The 16,856-nt window shown below is 62.3% G+C and carries 16 protein-coding genes; 5 read left to right on the top strand and 11 right to left on the bottom strand.

Going from position 1 to position 16,856, the window contains the following annotated elements:
* Positions 1-65: 65 nt before the first annotated feature.
* A complete protein-coding gene (locus J2Y68_RS03345; protein WP_309989655.1) occupies positions 66-704 on the top strand; it encodes a response regulator transcription factor in 639 nt (212 codons plus the stop codon).
* 549 nt (positions 705-1,253) lie between these two features.
* Here J2Y68_RS03345 and J2Y68_RS03340 read toward each other — a convergent pair.
* The 3 genes from J2Y68_RS03340 to J2Y68_RS03330 all read right to left on the bottom strand — a co-directional run bounded on the left by J2Y68_RS03340 (position 1,254) and on the right by J2Y68_RS03330 (position 4,013).
* Positions 1,254-2,033, bottom strand: a complete 780-nt coding sequence (locus J2Y68_RS03340) for an SDR family NAD(P)-dependent oxidoreductase (protein ID WP_309989653.1) — start codon at positions 2,031-2,033, stop codon at positions 1,254-1,256.
* Between the two features lie 124 nt (positions 2,034-2,157).
* Entirely contained in the window at positions 2,158-2,682 is a 525-nt protein-coding gene (locus J2Y68_RS03335) for a nuclear transport factor 2 family protein (protein WP_309989650.1), read from the bottom strand.
* Between the two features lie 194 nt (positions 2,683-2,876).
* Positions 2,877-4,013, bottom strand: coding sequence for an acyl-CoA dehydrogenase family protein (locus J2Y68_RS03330; protein ID WP_309989647.1), 1,137 nt, complete (start codon positions 4,011-4,013; stop codon positions 2,877-2,879).
* A 130-nt stretch (positions 4,014-4,143) separates the two neighbouring features.
* On the opposite strand from J2Y68_RS03330, the gene J2Y68_RS03325 reads away from it, so the two are divergent.
* Entirely contained in the window at positions 4,144-5,670 is a 1,527-nt protein-coding gene (locus J2Y68_RS03325; protein WP_309989644.1) for a PAS domain-containing protein, read from the top strand.
* Here the strand turns inward: J2Y68_RS03325 and catC are convergent.
* From catC to J2Y68_RS03295, 6 genes are all read right to left on the bottom strand, one after another.
* Positions 5,663-5,941: a muconolactone Delta-isomerase gene (catC, locus tag J2Y68_RS03320; RefSeq protein WP_309989643.1), complete on the bottom strand. Its 279-nt coding sequence runs from the start codon at positions 5,939-5,941 to the stop codon at positions 5,663-5,665. The genes J2Y68_RS03325 and catC overlap by 8 nt on opposite strands.
* A 16-nt stretch (positions 5,942-5,957) precedes the next feature.
* Positions 5,958-7,061: a mandelate racemase/muconate lactonizing enzyme family protein gene (locus J2Y68_RS03315; RefSeq protein WP_309989923.1), complete on the bottom strand. Its 1,104-nt coding sequence runs from the start codon at positions 7,059-7,061 to the stop codon at positions 5,958-5,960.
* A gap of 277 nt (positions 7,062-7,338) precedes the next feature.
* Positions 7,339-8,205 (bottom strand): catechol 1,2-dioxygenase, encoded by an 867-nt coding sequence (catA, locus tag J2Y68_RS03310; protein WP_309989640.1) that lies wholly within the window; start codon positions 8,203-8,205, stop codon positions 7,339-7,341.
* A 1,032-nt stretch (positions 8,206-9,237) separates the two neighbouring features.
* Positions 9,238-9,453, bottom strand: coding sequence for a hypothetical protein (locus tag J2Y68_RS03305; RefSeq protein WP_309989638.1), 216 nt, complete (start codon positions 9,451-9,453; stop codon positions 9,238-9,240).
* Between the two features lie 161 nt (positions 9,454-9,614).
* A complete protein-coding gene (locus J2Y68_RS03300; protein WP_309989636.1) occupies positions 9,615-9,785 on the bottom strand; it encodes a hypothetical protein in 171 nt (56 codons plus the stop codon).
* Complete coding sequence (locus tag J2Y68_RS03295) at positions 9,782-10,120, bottom strand: hypothetical protein (RefSeq protein WP_309989633.1); 339 nt, start codon at positions 10,118-10,120, stop codon at positions 9,782-9,784. Before J2Y68_RS03295 ends, J2Y68_RS03300 begins: the two co-directional genes overlap by 4 nt.
* Positions 10,121-10,244: 124 nt before the next feature.
* Here J2Y68_RS03295 and J2Y68_RS03290 point away from each other — a divergent pair, with 124 nt between their 5' ends.
* Entirely contained in the window at positions 10,245-11,660 is a 1,416-nt protein-coding gene (locus tag J2Y68_RS03290) for a GntR family transcriptional regulator (RefSeq protein ID WP_309989631.1), read from the top strand.
* Between the two features lie 248 nt (positions 11,661-11,908).
* On the opposite strand, the gene J2Y68_RS03285 is transcribed toward J2Y68_RS03290, so the two are convergent.
* Together J2Y68_RS03285 and J2Y68_RS03280 are read right to left on the bottom strand one after the other, a co-directional pair.
* Positions 11,909-12,919, bottom strand: a complete 1,011-nt coding sequence (locus tag J2Y68_RS03285; protein WP_309989629.1) for an LLM class flavin-dependent oxidoreductase — start codon at positions 12,917-12,919, stop codon at positions 11,909-11,911.
* Positions 12,920-13,010: 91 nt separating this feature from the next.
* Entirely contained in the window at positions 13,011-14,459 is a 1,449-nt protein-coding gene (locus J2Y68_RS03280) for an MFS transporter (protein WP_309989628.1), read from the bottom strand.
* Positions 14,460-15,350: 891 nt separating this feature from the next.
* Between J2Y68_RS03280 and J2Y68_RS03275 the strand changes: the two genes are divergently transcribed.
* Complete coding sequence (locus J2Y68_RS03275) at positions 15,351-15,962, top strand: TetR/AcrR family transcriptional regulator (RefSeq protein WP_309989626.1); 612 nt, start codon at positions 15,351-15,353, stop codon at positions 15,960-15,962.
* A 45-nt stretch (positions 15,963-16,007) separates the two neighbouring features.
* Positions 16,008-16,661, top strand: coding sequence for a response regulator transcription factor (locus J2Y68_RS03270; protein WP_309989625.1), 654 nt, complete (start codon positions 16,008-16,010; stop codon positions 16,659-16,661).
* Positions 16,662-16,856 lie beyond the last annotated feature (195 nt).

Raw genomic sequence — 16,856 nt, 5'->3', positions numbered from 1 at the left:
GCGTCTCGTTGACCCCTTCGAGGAGGGCGGCATAAAGTCCTAAAGAGGCCGGACTTGGAGGAGTTTTGTGGAGAACTGAGGCTGGCGAATCTGAGCCGGTGGTGTACATCGTGGACGACGACGTCGAACTGTGCGAGTCGCTTTCCTGGCTTCTGGATTCGGTGAGCATTTCGTCCGAAAGCTTCAATGATGTGCAGTCGTTTCTCGCCGAATTCGATCCGGAGCGCCCAGCGTGCCTCATCCTCGACGTCCGGATGCCGCGTACAGGCGGGTTCCAGCTCCAGGACAGGCTCAATCAGCTTGGGTCCCCAATCCCGGTCGTGTTCGTCTCAGCCCATGCCGACGTGGCGATGTCGGTGCGTGCATTGCGCAATGGTGCGGTGAACTTCCTGGAGAAGCCCTACGACCCCCAGCAGATGTTGGACGCGGTGCAGGAGACGATGGGTCTGGCGACTGAGCGCTTCGCGAAGGCCGCTCTACGGGAGGACGTACTGAGGCGGCTCAAGTCGCTCACTCCGAGGGAGCGGGAGATCCTGGGGCTCGTGATCGATGGCCTTCCGAGCCAGAACATTGCGCGACGGCTGGGAACCAGCGTCAAGACGGTAGACGTGCACCGAGCGCGTATCCGGGTCAAGTCGGGCGCTGACAGCATCGCCGCCCTCGTCCGCGACGTCCTCAGCAGCGGAGTCGACATCAGTCGGTAGCTTTAGGGTCGCCTCTGAGGCGGGCGGCGAAGGCGTATCAGTATTATCCGGGCTTAGGACGGAATGCGACGGACCTCGATCGTTGGGCGTTATCGGGGCATCCCATCCATGGGTTAGAAGAGCTCGAGGGTAAGACGCGCTGTACGTGCCAGGGAGGCGCAGCCGCCTTTTGCTCGTTCGAGGCCTTGTCGCTGGACAAAAGGGCAGTCTTCGCGGTGCTCGGTGATACTGGCGATCACCCTCCCCGGGTCGTTCCTTGCCGCCTCGGCCCTGAAGCTGATGCGGTGCTGCGGAACCGCCACGCGAGTCGGGCTCGAACCTGCCCGTAATTGGGTACGAGGTGCTCTCCGGCCAGCACGGAGAGCAAGACCGCATCACAGTGGTCGGGCCTACGACGTAGACGTGGCTCACGGAGGGTAGGGGCGAGGCCCCCTCCTATCGAGACGTTCGAGGCGGAATGACTTGTTGTTCTGGCTTCGCCGACGACCCGAACCTGGGCAGTTCCAAGTGTCCGCGCTCCTTACTACTCTGTTCATGTCCCACCGTGGGTCAGCGCATGAACAGCCCTCCATTGATGTCCCAGCTCGCACCGTTGACGAATGCGGCTTCAGGGGATGCTAGCAGAGCAACGGTAGAGGCGATGAACTCAGCCGAGCCCAGCTGTCCAACGGGTATGTTAGCCATGACCGCCGCCAGCTTCTCCGGTGGGACGGACTCGTGCACGACGGGAAGGTCGAGCGGCCCGGGCGAAACCGAGTTGACCGTTACTCCGCCGGCGGCGAGGTCGCGGGCGAAGACTTTGGTCAGCGTTGCCACCCCGCCTTTGGCCGCCGCGTAGTGCGCTCCGGTGGCCGTCCCGCCGTTCTGGCCGGCCAGGGAGCCGATGTTCACAATGCGTCCGTACCCGGTTTCGCTGAAGTAGCGACCGAAGACCTGGCAGCCGAAGAACACTCCGTCCAAGTTCGTCGAGACAATCTCGCCGAAGTCCTCCGGTCTGATGTCCATAAGGGACTGGACCTTCGAACGCCCGGCGTTGTTGACCAGAACGTGGGCGGCTCCCCACTTGCTCACCGACGTGCTCAGAGCTTCCTCGAAGTCTCCCTTCCGGCGCACGTCGAGCACTGAGGCAGCTGCGGTCTTCCCGGTCGGGTCCAACTCCTCGACGAGTGCCCTGAGAGGCTCTATTGTGCTTCCCGAGGCGAGGACGTTGTAGCCGTGGGCGTGGAGTGTCCGGGCGATGACGGCGCCGAGGCCGCGGGTTGCCCCTGTAACGACGGCGGTTTGCCGGGTTGCTCGGGCAGTGGTGACGGTAAGATGCATCTCAGTCATTCGGGCCGCCTAGAGGAGGAAATCGGACGCGGTGACCTAGTCGTCGGAGTTGACCGGTCAAAGCCGGTCAGGACGGAGTAGTCCGCCCTCGGTTCTGTCGTCTCTGTTGTCATGGCTTTTCTCCTTAAGTGTTGGGGTGCTCGGACCGGAGGCCCGGAAGTTGGGTGTCGGCCGTGAAGAGACGTTCAGTGCTAAATGCCTTGATCCGTGCCGATGTTTCGGAAAGGTCAAATGCCGCCTTCACTCGTGCGACGGCACAATGCACGCCCTCGGCCTCTGTATGCGAGATCTGGTGCATGATCCAGCTCCCCGTGGCGATGGACCCCTGGACGTTGATGCGGCCCTCGCCCAGGAGGTGGGCGTTGGCAAGCAGGGGCCCTGCCGGGAGGCGGCCAGTCAGCATGCGCAAGATGGATTCCCTGCCCGTGTGCCGTCCGAACTTCTTGCTGTAGTCGACGCCCACGCCTTCCCAGGTGGCGTCGAGGGTGAAGAGGTCACCGAGCTCTGCCAGGTCGACATCGGGCTGGGGGACGTCGCATAGCTCCATGTACCTGGCCATGACCCAGCGGACGGAGTCGGTGGCTTCGAGGCTTTGGAGGCGGGACTCGAGGCCAGTGACGCTGGTCTTCTCGCCTGCTGTAACGCGCATGGTTATTCCTTCACGCCTACGCCGTCGAGGATGACGAGCTCGCGGCCCATCCTGGCCTCGATGTGGGCGAAGGTCCACAGTGCGTGCTCGTCGTCGACCATCGTCGCCCTGAAGAACCTATGCAGAATAGGGTTCGCAGGGGTTGCGCTGTTGCGTTTTCGTTCATGTCGTTTCCTGCGTGCGTGTCGTGTTGCTCATAGGAAGCCCGGTACCGCAGGGGGCAGACCCATCAGAACCGCGCCGGTCGCGTCATACATCCCGTCGCCGAGGAAGGCGTGCTGGGTGACCACGGATGCGTCCCTGAGGTAGTCCTGCAGCGGGTGCCCGTCGTAGATGGCGGCCGTGCCGGAGAGTGAGTAAGCGCTGTGGACCGCCCGTGCCCCCGCTTTGGCGGCGTGGGTCGCGGCAAGGCGTAGGAGAGCTTTTTGCTGGTCGGTGGCTGCGCCGCGCGACACGACCGTGGCGTACGTCTCCTCGGTGATCTCGTAGAAGAAGGACCGGGCCGAGCGCAGGTCCGCCTCGGCTTTGGCAAGGTCGATCCGGTAGTAGGCACGATCTGCGAGCTTGGGCGCGTTGGTGATTCCGGTGCGTCCGCTGCCCACCCGCAGGGAATAGTCGAGCGCTGCGCGACCGAGGCCGACGTTGACCACGGCGAGGACCTGGGCGGCGTAGGCGACGGTGGGGTAGTGGTAGAGCGGCTCGTCGACCGTCGGCTCCCCGCCTCGGACAAAGGTCCATTCGGGGGCCACGGCCGCTTTCTCGACGACGAGGTCGTGGCTTCCGGTTCCGCGCAGGCCGATGACGTCCCAGTTATCCTTGATCGTCACCTCATCGGGTCTCAGCACGGCGGTTAGCGGTTTACCATTGCTAGCCTCGCCGCCGCGGATGCCCACGCCATAGATGTCGGCTCCCTTGCTGCCGCTAGCGAACTTCCATGTACCGCTGACCCGGTGGAGTCCGTCGACGATGGGTGCATCGTGCACCGGAAAGAGACCCCCGGCAAACGCCAGGTCGGGCCCTTCCCTGTAGAGTTCCGCCTGGGTCTCCATCGGCAGGGCCGCCAAGTAGACCAAAGCCGCACCGAAGCTGGCGACCCAGGCAGCGGAAGCGTCCACCGTTGCAATCCGTTCGATCGTTCGCAGGAACTCGGCGGGCGGCAGGGCGTCCCCACCGAAGCAGCGGGGAGCGGCAGCGCGGTAGATACCGGCTTTCTTCAGCTCAACGACGACGTCCCGGGGGACGTGCCGCTGCTGTTGGAACTCTTGCCTGCGCTTCTCGATCAGGGCCAGAACGCTGCCAAGCGCGTCTGTTGTAGCCTCAGTGGATGTCATGCAGATCAAACTATTTCCGGCATTACTGCGCTGCAATCCGTGCTTTTCCTCGCCGACAGCAGGGAAACCCAGCTGGGACTGAAGAAATCGCCTATTCAGGTTGGCCGTACGGAGGGTAGAACTAAACAACATGAGCACCACCGACCTCGGACCCGCAGGCCCAGATGCTTCCGCCATGCTCTCGGCCCTCCAGCACTGCATCCTCGTCCACGACGCGAAGACGAAGGACATTCTCTGGGCCAACCCCGCCGCCTGTCGCATGCTCGGCTTCACTCTGGAGGAGCTCCTGCCGCTTAAGGCACCCGATATGAGCGGCCGAGCGAAGGAATACAGCCGTTCCATCGGCCGGCGATGGCTTCAGGACGCCGTCGAGCATGGCACAAGCAGCATCGAGTGGATGTACCGCACCCGCGATGGCGTCGACATTCTCACAGAGGCCATAGCCGTGAGCGTGGATCTGGCCGACCGCCCCGTGGTGATGGTCGAGTTCCGCAACATCGAGCGGGAGCACGCACTAAAAGCCGACCTGGAACAGGCTTCGGCACGGCTGCAGACTTTCATCGGCAAGATGGGCGAGGGAATCCTGGTCGTCAACCCGGATGACCGGATCGCCTATGCCAACGGTGCAGTCGAAACCCTCCTTGCGTTGACGTTAGGCACCGCTGTGGGCACTGCACTCCATTCGTTGTGTGTGGCTGAGTCGGTGCCGGTCCTCGACGCTGCGCTCAGGGCCGCCGCATCCGGCCAGACCCCGACGTGCAGCCTCCAGCTGAACTGCCGGGACGCAGGGCCGCGGTGGTTCCGCGCGTCGCTGTACGCTATTGACCTCAAGGGCGACCTGTCGGGAACAATGCTCTTCCTGCGGGACATCACCGAGCAGGTCGAGGCGCAGACCGAACGCGAGCGGGATCTGGAGCGCCTGAACTATCTCGCCCGGTATAACGTGATGGGAGATATGGCCATGGCGCTCTCGCACGAGCTCGGACAGCCCCTCGCTGCCGCGACCAACTTCGTCGATGGGTTACGCCGTCGCGTCGAGAACGGCAAGGTCGAGAAGGACGGCCTCCGCCTTGGGCTGGAGAACGCCGCGAGGCAGCTTGCCCGGGCCAACCAGATCCTCAGGAGCCTGCGCGGGTACGTCGGCACCCTAGAGGCCTCGGAGCAGCACGCGGACCTCAATGACATCGTCCAGGACTGCCTGTACTTCATGGAGCTGACGGCCGAGCGCCACCGGGTCGAGATCTCGGTGCACCTTGCTACCCGGCCGCTTCCAGTGCTCTGCGAGAAAGTCCTGATCGGACAGGTGATGGTCAACCTCTGCCGCAACGCCGTCGAGGAAGTTGCGCGCCTGGAACCCGACCGACGAAAGGTCATAGTCGAGACCGCCGTTGACGACCAGTCGGCCGTAGTCCGGGTCATCGACAAGGGTACCGGTCTCGGCGGATTCCCCGGAGGGCGGATCTTCGACGGGGCCTTCACCACGAAAGAGAACGGCAGCGGCCTGGGGCTTGCCCTGAGCCACCGCATCGTCACCCGTCAGCGGGGAAAGATCGGTGCCGGGGAGAACCCCGAAGGCGGGTCTACCTTTTGGTTCGGCCTCCCGCTGACAGATCCGAACGAAGGGCCCGAGTGCGCTGAGGAGAGCTCTGTCAGTTGATGTCTGAGGGGTGGTGGGCCAAGGGCGTGACATGGATGTCCATGTAAGGGAAGAGCGGCAAGGCTGAGAGAAGGTCGTGCAGCTCGTCGTTGCCGGCGACGTCAAAGACCGAGTAGTTGGAGTACTCGCCCACGACCCGCCAAATGTGCGGCCATCGGCCCTCGCGCTGAAGGGACTGTGAGTAGGCCTTCTCGCGGGCCTTGATCTCCTGGGCGAGGTTCGGTGGCATCTCTGGCGGGAGGTGTACGTCCATGCGGACCATGAAAAGCATGCTGGGTTCCTTTTTCTCAGGTGTCCTGGCGGTAATGGGCGAGCTTGCCTTGGTCGATTTCGGCACCGACGCCAGGACCCTCTCTAACGCGGATCACTCCATCGCGGATCTCGATCGGCTCGACCAGGAGGTCATCGGCCATGTCGAGGAAGTTCGACAGCTCCCCGGCCCGCCGCTGGGTGGCCTCGTGCGCCGCCCCGAAGGTGACAGTTGCGAGGCTGCCAACCTGGGTGTCGATCTGGTTCCCCATGGTCACGTCCACTCCGAGGCCGGTGCACAGGGCGAGGATCTCCTTCGCCTGCGTGAAACCGCTGCGGGCGGTCTTGATGCACACCGCGGTACAGCCACCGGAGAGGAGTTCCCGCGCTACGTCCCCGGGGGTGGGGACGGACTCGTCGCCGACAACCGGGATCGGGGACAGCTGCACCAGTCTGCGCCGGCCCATCGCCTCCGCTGCGTCGCAGGGCTCCTCCAGCAACGAAAGACCCATTCCCTCGGTGCGACGCAGCACCTCCAAGGCCTCGTTTGCGCTCCAGCCGCGATTCGCATCCAGGTAGATCTCCGACTCCTCGCCCAAGCCCTCCCGCAGAACCCGTACGGCCTCGATGTCGAGGGAAAGCGGACGCCGGCCGGTCTTGAGCTTGAACGTCGTGACTCCGTACTCTTCGCGGAACCGCAACGCTTCCTCAAGTAGCTCAGGTGCGGGTCGGAAGCCGAGCATGTGGGAGACCCGCATCTGCTCGGCGTATCCGCCGAGCAGCTTGTGCACGGGCGCGCCCAGGGACTTGCCGATCAGGTCCCACAGGGCGATGTCGACCGCGCCCTTGGCCGTGGGGTTGTTCACCGTCCTTGACATGACCCGTTGTGCTTTCTCTCTCTCCAGCGGGTCCAGGCCGATCAGCTGCGGGGCGAAGATGTCCCTCATCACCGAAATGATCGACTCTTGGGTCTCCCCGTAGGTATAGGGCCGCGGCGGGGTGTCCGCGATCCCGACGAGGCCGTTGTCAGTGTAGATCCGAACCAGCACATGCTCCGCGGCGTGCACCTCTCCGCTGGCAAAGCGCAGCGGATGCGTGTAGGGAATCGAGTACGGGATCGCCTCGATGCGCTCGATCTTCACCTCGCCCCCTGCCCTGCCGCTGGATCGCAGGACCAGCCCTCCCATGGCGAAAAACTAGCCGCGCCGCACATCAGATGCCCCCTGATGTCCTCCGGAGGGAACGGCACGCCGCTGAGGTCAGGGTCAAGGGGAACAGCGAGGCGTCGAAGCAGGGGCGGCATGATGTGCGATCTCCAGCGTTTGAGGGCAAGGGCGTCGAGCCGATTGACGGCGTTCGACCATAAGGGCCAGGGTGGCGGGGCTCGGCAGACCAGTCGCGGGAGCCCCGCCGGTTCGATCAGTCTTCGGGGTCGAGGCGGAAGTCGTAAGTCGTGACACGGCTCTGGCCGTCCTCCTGCTCACGCACATCGAGCATGAGTTCGGGCTTAACGGCGGAGGCGATGTCATCGGTGTTGTGCGGGTCCCCGGGGAAGTACAGCTGGGAGGTGATCATCTGATAGCCCGGGGCGGAGACCTTCAGATGGATGTGGGCCGGGCGCCACGCGTGCCAGCCGGCAGCGGCGATCAGCTGCCCGCAAGCCCCGTCCGTGGGAATCTGGTACGGGGCTGGCTGGACCGTGTTGATCTGGAAGCGGCCCTCGGCGTCGGCTAGGACCGTTCCGCGCAGGTTCCACTCCGGCAGGCCGGGTGCGAATTGAGAGTAGAAGCCCAGATCGTCGGCGTGCCAGATCTCGACTTTCGCGTCCTGAATCGGCGCGCCGGACAGTCCCGTGATCTGACCTTGGAACAGAAGCGGCGTACCGGGCTCGCTCTCCCGCATGGGAAGGCTGGCGGGGGTGTTTCGGGCTGGCGAGTTCGGCACGTAGTAGGGTCCTTCGATCGTGCCCTTCGAGCCGTGACGGCTGGAGTTCGCGACTTCCTCAACCGAGTGCTCGACCCAGACGTCGAGGAATAACGGCCATTCGCCGTCTTCGCCGACCCTGATAAGCCACGATTTGAGGGCGTTGTACTCGTCATAGGTGACCTGCTCTTCGAAGACGGCATCGTTGATGGCCTTGATCACGCGGCCCGCGAGCCGGGCCACACGTTCCTGGCTCGAGGCCGCGCCGATCGTCTTGTTAGCCCGGAAACGGGCGGTCGCTTCTGCCCCGGCCTCGGCTGCGGTGCCGGCCGACTCTGATGCCACGCTGGATTCAACACTCATAATGACCCCTCATTTCTAGCAAATGATTTCGCTCAGTAATGTGAATCACGCTATTCCTGCATTTGCAGCCTTCCAATCGGGTCTTCCTCTACGAATTGGGAAGGAAGCCTGCGTTCAATAAGGAAATTCCCTATTTGAGGCGCGGCTTAACGCGCTATAAACAGCAACGGGTCGAGCCCCAATGCTGTTACGCCGCATCCGTGTGCCCGAATGTTCCTGACGCCAGTTTCAGTCAGCCGTCTATGATCTGTGATTGGTCGGTGTGCTTGAGGCCTTCGGGCTGGATTCGAGGCCGTAGCCGCACTTCTTGGCTTCCCCGAGGGGGATGCGTGTCAACTAGGGGGTTGGACGCTGATCCAGACAGTGCCGGCTCGTTATTAGGTCGGGCTCGAGCCGTCCGGCGAAGGGGATGGGTAGACTCACCTGCTCAAGTCAAGGTGGCCCAGAACCGCTTCGGCAGAGTGAGCACCAAAGCGGCCACTCCCGGTTGGGGCCTAAACTCGCGCAGGATGTTCTGTTGGTCACGGTCGCCACGACGCTTTGAGAGCCGCAAGTGCCTGCTGGACGGACTCGTTGGACACGTCGCCGACGCGGCTGCTGGTCATGACGTCGGAAGCGACTCAGAACTCGTAGACCTGATCGAGTTTGCGAGAATCGCTCCCGCATATAGGGAAAGAAAGAGCCTCGACATCTACCCCGGCGAGTGCTCTGTACAAGCCAATCTGAGAAGACTTGCAAGAGTTCAGAAGTGGCTTAAGATCGACACCCTGGCCGCCTATTAGCTGAGCAGAAATTCGAGCGCTTGATCGCCGGGCCGCTCAGAGACTTAGGCCTACTTTTCTTCCGCGGCGGTTTACACCTCGACCCCGAGGTTGGACCGCTCCGGGTAGGCCACTTCGCCCGTCACGTTGTCAGAATCTCGCTTGGTTCAAACGAGTCCTCCGCATTGTCTCGACTCGCCCTGCTCAACTGACCGAGAATACTGGTTTCGTAAAGCAGGAGCTTGAGGCACCTTGCTGCTAGAGAGTGGCCTCAGCGGGAGGCGAGGTCGCGCTCGGTGATCGCGCCCTGCGGGACCTCGTCAGACAATTCGATAGTGAAGGAGCCTGGACCGCTTCGTGTCACGAGGATGCCGCGCCCGGGGTTGTAGAGTGCGTGTTGGATGGCGTCGTCGACGAGACGGTCGAGCTCGTCCTCGAGGTCTGCGCGGCTTTTGATCTCCAGCGTCACCGCGAAGTTCTGTGTCATGATTCTCACTGTCTGCCTCTTTCTTTATGGCTCGTTCTGTCGCCGAAGCCGGCGCTCACCCAGAACCACCGAATTTGGGGTGGTGGCGTTGCCGGGCGTCTGGACGCTTAGCTGTTGGTTCAGGGATCCTCAATGCTGACCGCGCAGCGAGGCTCAGGGCTTCAGCTTGCGTGGTCGATGTCGTACGGGATGTTCGAGGCAGCGCCCTCGCGGAGTGGTGCCTCGTGGGACGCGATAACCTCCGCCAGTTCCGGGGAGGAGAGGACAGCGGGTTCGCCGAGCCAGTCGTGGTGAGCGAGGCGCCGGGCAGCGACGGCCTCTCTGCTCTTCATCGCTGCAGTCCCGTCTGAAATGGTCCCAGGCCCTCGCGGGCGAGGTCATGGAGCATCTGATAGTAGCTGGAGAGGGCGAGAGGCGCGATTTGGTGCAGGTCGGCGATCGTAGCATGAGGTCGGTCCACGCGGTAGAGGGCCAGAATGGCCCCATCCTCCTGCGCGTCGCTGAGGGTGCGGTATGCCTCTATACGGTGGCTGGCTGTCAGAGCCTGGGCGTATCTGCCGAGGCGCTCGAGGGGTATGAGGTTGCCTGCGTGCTGCCAAGCGAGCACTACATCGGTGGTGTCCATCGTGATCCCGATCCAAACGATCCGACGCTCAGCGGCCCCCACGTCCGCCTTGTTGATATGTTTGACTTTATACCTTCAATAGTGAATGTCAATAGACATTCATGGTTGAATGTATAAAGACCTTCACTGATGTATGTCTTGGAGTGAAGTGGAGAGGGGTAGGGCCATGGCCAGCTGGAGAGAGCAGCTCGCGTTCGCGCCGCTGGGGAGCGTCGAACGAGGCGAAGAGATAGGGAGGCGGCTCCGTCAAGCGATTGAGCTCGGAGTCCTCGAAGACGGCTCCCAGCTGCCCAGTGAAGCTGATTTGGCAGCCAGGATGGGCGTTGCACCCTTGACCCTTCGCGCTGCTCTGGCCAATCTTCGGCAGCAGGGTCTGATCGAGACACGGCGCGGCAAGCGGGGCGGAAGCTACGTGAAGATGGATACTGGCGATGATCGCAGGGTCCAGCGCGAGACGCTCGGGGCCTATACGCTCGCAGACTTGTGCGACATCCGTGAATGCCGAGCTTTCCTCGCCGGCACCGCCGCATCAGCCGCAGCCGATCGGTCCCAGCAGATTGCCGTGGGGCGTCTGGCCGCGATGGCTACCCGCGTGCAGGCGGCGGCACAGCCGGCCGGGCGAGTCCGGGAGGACAGCAGATTCCACATCGAACTCGTCGCGATGGCGGGGTCCGTGCGTCTCACCAGACAGGAGATGGCCATGCAGGCCGAGATGGCGCCCCTCCTCTGGGCGGCGGCACCGGGCCATGGAGCCCGGGCAGCCGCGGAGCACGCCGTGATCGTCGAGGCCATCCGTGTCGGCGACGGAGCCACAGCCCGCGCCCTTGCCGAGGCGCATGTGCGCCAGGACATGGATCTCCTCATCGACCAGCGGATGTCCATGGACTCGCCTCCCACGGGGTCCCCCTCAGACTCCGACGCGGAAACCGCGATCTCGGCCATCGAAGACTTTGCCCTCAGGCTTCACTCGACAGCTTCCGCCGCGATCCACGCCATTGAGCAGGCCGTCCACGCTGAGCTCGGCCGCGGCACTCTCCCCAAAAGGGACAGGATGCCCGAGGTCTATACCGCAGCCCGCCGGGCCCTGCTGAAGTTCGCGCCCGAGGTCTACGGAATGGGATTCGTCTGCGAACCATCCGCCTCCAGACCCCCCATGGCCGAATGGTGCTATATGCCGGACGGCGTCGAAGAGCCCCGGCATCTGGACCCGGACATCGAATTCTACGACCTCTCCACCGCCCCTTGGTGGCCCGCCGACGACGCCGACGATACGGTCAGGATGAGCTATGCCTACATCGATGCCAGCGGCACCGACGAGAACGTCATCACGTTCAGCAAGCCGGTCCTGAGCCATGGCACGAGAGTGGGTGTCATCGGCCTCGACGTGCTCCTCAGGCAGATACAGGAAGGGTTCGAACCCTTCCTCCGGTACCTACCCACCCCAGCCTGCATCGTGGATCAGTGCGACGCCGTCATCGCAACCAACACCGGCAGCCTCTTGGGACGCGCCCGGCGCCCATCTCACCAGACGCGACGGCTGCACGCCCTGCCCCAGGTCCCGTGGAAGCTCTTGCTGGGCTGAGGTTTGTCTGCGGCAGGAATGGGTAGGTGTCACGCTGCTTCGATCCTGTCCAGTGCTTACCCTGGGATTTGAGTTGCGCAACCTCCTCATGGATCCAGTTACGGCTGGCGACTTGGAGGACTTCAGTCTGCACCCAAAAGCCAACAGTTGCGAAGACCTCCGTGGAGCAGTTGGCTAGGCTGTACCCACAGGCACCTGGAGGTCTTCGCTGACCTCGGTTCGAGTCGAACCGAGGTGTTGACTCAACGTCAGCGCATCGCTAGGAAATGCGGAAGCACCTTCTCCCCTAGCAGGTTGATGTAGGAATCGATCTCAGCTTGGTGGAATGGCATCCCGAAAGACAAGTGCGTGAGGTTGGCTTCGTCAGCCATGGCTTCGATCTTCTCGATCACCTGATGTGGCGTTCCGTAGAGGGTGAAGCTGTTGAGAATGTCGTCCGAGATCAGCTCGCCCGCTGACTCAAACTCGCCAAGCGCAATGTGCGCGTTGATGCGGTTGAGAAGGTCGACCTCCACCACGAAGTCACTCATGGGAGATAGCAGCTTCATTGAGACGGCAAGCATGGCGCGAGCTGTGGCTTTCGCCTCGTCGGCGTCTTCCGAGATGGCGAAGATGGGCTCCATTTCAAGTTGTGCTGCCTCCGTTTTCCGGTCGACGGACTCTGCTCCGCTGGAAATCTGGCGCCGCAGTTCAGTCGCGTACCCCGAATGCCACAAGCCCCAGCTGAGAAGGCGGTCCGCGTGGGCCCCGGCGACACGGGCCATAGCCGGGCCCCAGCCGCCAATCAGGACTGGGATTTCGGGCCGCACGGGCGTCCACGCCAGCATCGCGGCTTCCGTCCCGGTGAAAATTTCCCCGTTAAATGGGGTCTCGTCATTTCGCCAGAGCCGCTTGGCAAATTGAATTGACTCTGCAACAGCCTGAAGGGACCTCTTGGGATCCAAACCCAGCATTCGCTTGAATTCTTGAATGTGGCCTCGACCAATGCCGAAGAAGGCACGGCCCCCCGAGACCTCATCGAGTACTGCGGCGTTGGATGCCAGGATCGCCGGATGGCTGGTATGGGGATTGCTCAGTGTGATCCCGAGTTCGATACGCGTTGTCTCCTTCGCCGCCAACATGGCTACGGGATAGCCAGGTTTGAACATCATGTCGTCGGTATAGGCGAGCGAGTCGAAACCATAGGTGTCCGCTTTGCGAGCCCACTCCAGGCACTGTTCCACAGGAGCTTGGGGGATTATAGCGAGGCCCATCTTCATTTTCTGGGACCTCCTTTCGTAGAGGCTTGCGTTCTCACGCATAAGGGCAGGAACGGGTGGTGCATACGTGCATCGTAAGGGTGGATGTCGGTTAGGTACGGGTCCGACGGTAGGCATCGAGAGCAACGACCCCGGCGATGATAGCGAGCCCAGCGGCCACTAGGTACGCAGGAAGGAAGCCGTCCACGCTGGGAGGACCATCGGGCAAGCTGAACGATGCGAGCACGACTGCCGCGACCGGCGCTCCGAAGCCTGCCCCCAGGCTCGTGGTGACGGCCGTGAGGCTCATAGCCATGCCGGCCCGGGACTCCGGGACTGCAAGCTGAAGGACGCCGATTGCGGAGGTCCCGAACGTTCCGAAGCCGAAGCCGAAGATCACGAAACCGATGATCACCTCAAGCATTCCGCCTTGGAAGAAAGCCAACCATGCGAGCCCCGCTGCTGCAGCCAACGCGCCAATCCCCGTGCCCAGGACACCCCGACCTCTTTTGAGTCCGTTTGCTGCAAGGGTGACACCGATGACGTGAGCTGCCGCTTCCGGCAACATCGCCAGTCCCGCCTGCAAAGGAGAGAGGCCCAAACCGTATCCGCCGAGTTCAGGAGGCATCTGCAGGAATGTAGGCGCCAGAACCAGCCAGATGAAGAAGACGGCGTTGATGAGGAACAACCCCGCGACGACACCGCGCACTGCCGGATTCTTGATCAGCTCGCGGTCGAAAACCGGCATCGTTGTCTTTCGTTCGTGCGCAACCCAGACGATCGCGACTACGACTGCTGCGGCAGCGATGAGGAGGATACGCCAATCAGTCCATCCCCATGCAGGGCCCTGGGCGAACGCCAAGAGCAAAAGTACAACCGCGGTGCTCAGCAAGATGGTTCCCAACGAGCCGGCGCGCACTAAGGGATCAACGTCTTCGTGGTGGTCCTTCGGGACGAAGACAACCAGTGCGATCAGGAAGAGCGCGAAGACACCGGCGTTGGCCCAGAAGAACTGCTGAAGTGTCAGCACTTCGAGCGCGAGTCCACCGATAACGTATCCAACAGCCAAGCCCACGCCGCTTCCGACAGTGAGAGCGGCAACTGCGGGTGCAGCGTATGTGCTCTTCAACTGCCGACGAACCATCGTCACTCCGATGAACGAGGAAATTCCTCCGAACCCGATGAGTGCTTGTCCCACGATCAAGCCGAAGAGGTTATCGATGATTGCGCACAAGAGCGCGCCTACCACCAGAGCCAGGGCTCCAACGAGCAACATGCGCTTGTCGCCGCTGCTGTCTGAAAGTCGAGGCAGAATGACGGCCGCGACCGCCCCTGCGATTGACGCGATGGTGAGAGTCCACGAAACTTCCGCCAAACTCGCGTTGTACTGACCCATTAGGCTGTTGAGCAGCGGGGAGAGCGCAACGGAAGCTCCGATCGCGAGACCGCTCCCCAGGCCTACTAGGAGGATCAGCAGCGCTGCCCTTCCGCGGGAAATGAAATCCCCTTTGTGTCGCGCGACATTCTTGGTATCTATCTCGGGTAGTTGAGTCTGGGACATCTGTGGCTCACATTCTCGTCATCGAGTTGTTGCGTTGGTGGGGGAGTTTTGGCGCTCGGTCGCCCGCACAGTAATGACGGTGGCACCGTCGGCTGTCGCAGGTCTGCGGCCAAGGCAGTAGCGGCGTTTCGATTGGGGATAACATCCAACCGCTGGCTTGGACTGCTGTAGCTACGACTAAAGCCCCACAAATGGATCTTGTCAAGTGGATAGTTGTAGGTAATTTGGACCCGACGGCGACAATGATGCCGGTGAGGATCGACAGGAAGGCCACCCGGGCTGATATTCTGTGCGACCACTCCTACCGGCAGCGCCCGAACCGTGCTGCGATGGAGGCGCGCGAGAACCCGTTTTTACGGACGCTGACGGTGGATTTTCTTCGCGCTGGCAACTCGCACCCCGGCCTCCAACGCTGCCGTAACGCGCTGCTTGACGAGGGACGACACATTCCCGCGAGCGACGCTCCACGACCTCAGACATCCTGCGGCCTGGCTCCACGCCAAGGGGAAGTCCCTCCGGAGGATGCCCGCGTACGCGTCGACGGCGATGACACACGACCCCTACGCGGACCTCTTCGACGATGACTTTGATGAGGTTGCGACCCCCTTCGCTGTCCAGGCGGCGAAAGAACTGGTATCCAGCTGAGGTCAAACGCCGCTGGTACTTGGCTCCGTTGAACACATGGATCAGAGAATGGGAGGTACGCGCCGGGTCTGGACCCGTTCGAGAAGGGGTCCATCGTTATGGGAAGATTTTGCCAAAGAGATTGTTGTTTCAAAATGCGCTCGATTCTGTTGGATTTGTCGCCTTCTCCCAACCATCTCCTCGGTGACGATCCGCACGGGGTCGAACCGGCATCCGTTTTGATTCACGACACGAAAGGACACTCCGATGCGAGAAGTCCCGTATGGCGACGGCCGCCAGGCGCTCCTCGCCTCTGCGATCCAGATCGTCGCCGACCAAGGATTGCGCGGTCTTACATATCGATCCGTTGCCGCAGCAGCCGGCGTGACTCATGGTTCCGTTCGCTATCACTTCGGCGACTGGGCAAACCTCGTGGAGGCGGCTCTAGAGTATTCCGCCCGTCAGAGCATCAGCGAGACACTCAGCCAAGCGGATGATGCTCGGGACATTTCTGAGTTCGCAGCCGCGCTCGGCGCCGCCGTAGCCGAGAATCCTGCGCAGCAGCTGTTTCAGTACGAACTCGCCCTGGAATCCCGGCGGAGACCGGAACTTCTCTCCGTTATCGAGCGTGTGTACGCGACTTATCGAGCCGCCGTCGCGTCTTCTCTGGAGAAGTTCGGTATCGATGACCCCGAGTTGACCGAGCTCGCCTTCGTTGCCATCGACGGCATCGTTTTTCATCAAGCCGTCTTCGGCAGCCAGGAAAGAACGCAGCGTTTGCTTAACACCCTGCGCGAGGTCCTCGCAACACGGCAGACCGACGGGCCAGATGGCAAGAACTATCCAATTGACAAGTCCCTGCATTCCGTGGAATCCTGACCTCGGGCGCTGATCGCGCCGACGGCAGCAAGAAGGCGGTGCGAGATGAGTCCCCTGTCTATTCCAGACTCTCCCTCAGCGGGCGTCGGCGCCGTTCCGCTCGTGCACATCATCGACGACGACGACGCATTGCGAGATTCGCTCGCGTTTTTGTTGCAGAGCGTGGGGATCGAGGCTCTCGTCTATCCCACGGCGACTGCATTTCTGGAGGAGTTTGACCCGAAAGAGCCCGCCGTCGTCGTTGTCGACATAAGAATGCCAGGGCTCAGCGGTTTTCAGCTTCAGGACCAACTTATGTCGATCGGCTATCCTGCGCCGGTGGTCTTCTGCTCAGCGCATGGAGACATTCCAACCTCGGTCCGTGCGATGCGCCATGGTGCCGTGGATTTTCTTGAGAAACCGTACGACCCGCATCGGATGCTCGAGCTGCTCCAACGGCATTTGGCATCCTCAGCGAACCGCTTTGTGGAGCATGAGGCTCGTCGAGAAGTAGCGGAGCGAGTGTCCGACTTGACCCCGCGTGAGCGCGAGGTTCTCAGGCTCGCCGTAAATGGCCTGCCGAGCCAGCGCATCGCCCAGATTCTAGGCGCCAGCGTCAAGACGGTCGACGTCCATCGCGCACGGATCAAGTCGAAGACCGGTGCGTCGAGTCTTGGCGCATTGACTCGCGACATCCTGCTTCATCGCGTGGCGGTCTGAATCGGCGGATTCATAGACCCTTGCCGATGAAATACAGCGTCGAGGGCCTTCGGCTCCCACCCATCATCCGGCAGGTGCCATTCAATGCCACGACCCGCGGTACAGGCAGAGCGAAAGAGAAGACCATGCCGCCCCGACCAGGCGCACATGCCAGATTGATCCTGTTGGCCATGATGCCATGACTCAGCACGAGCC

It is taken from the genome of Paenarthrobacter nitroguajacolicus, from assembly GCF_031455195.1.
Lineage (GTDB): Bacteria > Actinomycetota > Actinomycetes > Actinomycetales > Micrococcaceae > Arthrobacter > Arthrobacter nitroguajacolicus_D.
Note: the sequence above shows the minus strand (reverse complement) of the source record. Positions and strands in the feature narration are given on the sequence as shown.

Excerpts from the sequence above, each read along its gene's own strand:
- J2Y68_RS03340 (WP_309989653.1), bottom strand. The coding sequence starts at position 2,033 with ATGACTGAGATGCATCTTACCGTCACCACTGCCCGAGCAACCCGGCAA.
- J2Y68_RS03335 (WP_309989650.1), bottom strand. The coding sequence starts at position 2,682 with ATGCGCGTTACAGCAGGCGAGAAGACCAGCGTCACTGGCCTCGAGTCC.
- J2Y68_RS03330 (WP_309989647.1), bottom strand. The coding sequence starts at position 4,013 with ATGACATCCACTGAGGCTACAACAGACGCGCTTGGCAGCGTTCTGGCC.
- J2Y68_RS03325 (WP_309989644.1), top strand. The coding sequence starts at position 4,144 with ATGAGCACCACCGACCTCGGACCCGCAGGCCCAGATGCTTCCGCCATG.
- catC (WP_309989643.1), bottom strand. The coding sequence starts at position 5,941 with ATGCTTTTCATGGTCCGCATGGACGTACACCTCCCGCCAGAGATGCCA.
- catA (WP_309989640.1), bottom strand. The coding sequence starts at position 8,205 with ATGAGTGTTGAATCCAGCGTGGCATCAGAGTCGGCCGGCACCGCAGCC.
- J2Y68_RS03305 (WP_309989638.1), bottom strand. The coding sequence starts at position 9,453 with ATGACACAGAACTTCGCGGTGACGCTGGAGATCAAAAGCCGCGCAGAC.
- J2Y68_RS03300 (WP_309989636.1), bottom strand. The coding sequence starts at position 9,785 with ATGAAGAGCAGAGAGGCCGTCGCTGCCCGGCGCCTCGCTCACCACGAC.
- J2Y68_RS03290 (WP_309989631.1), top strand. The coding sequence starts at position 10,245 with ATGGCCAGCTGGAGAGAGCAGCTCGCGTTCGCGCCGCTGGGGAGCGTC.
- J2Y68_RS03285 (WP_309989629.1), bottom strand. The coding sequence starts at position 12,919 with ATGAAGATGGGCCTCGCTATAATCCCCCAAGCTCCTGTGGAACAGTGC.
- J2Y68_RS03280 (WP_309989628.1), bottom strand. The coding sequence starts at position 14,459 with ATGTCCCAGACTCAACTACCCGAGATAGATACCAAGAATGTCGCGCGA.
- J2Y68_RS03275 (WP_309989626.1), top strand. The coding sequence starts at position 15,351 with ATGCGAGAAGTCCCGTATGGCGACGGCCGCCAGGCGCTCCTCGCCTCT.
- J2Y68_RS03270 (WP_309989625.1), top strand. The coding sequence starts at position 16,008 with ATGAGTCCCCTGTCTATTCCAGACTCTCCCTCAGCGGGCGTCGGCGCC.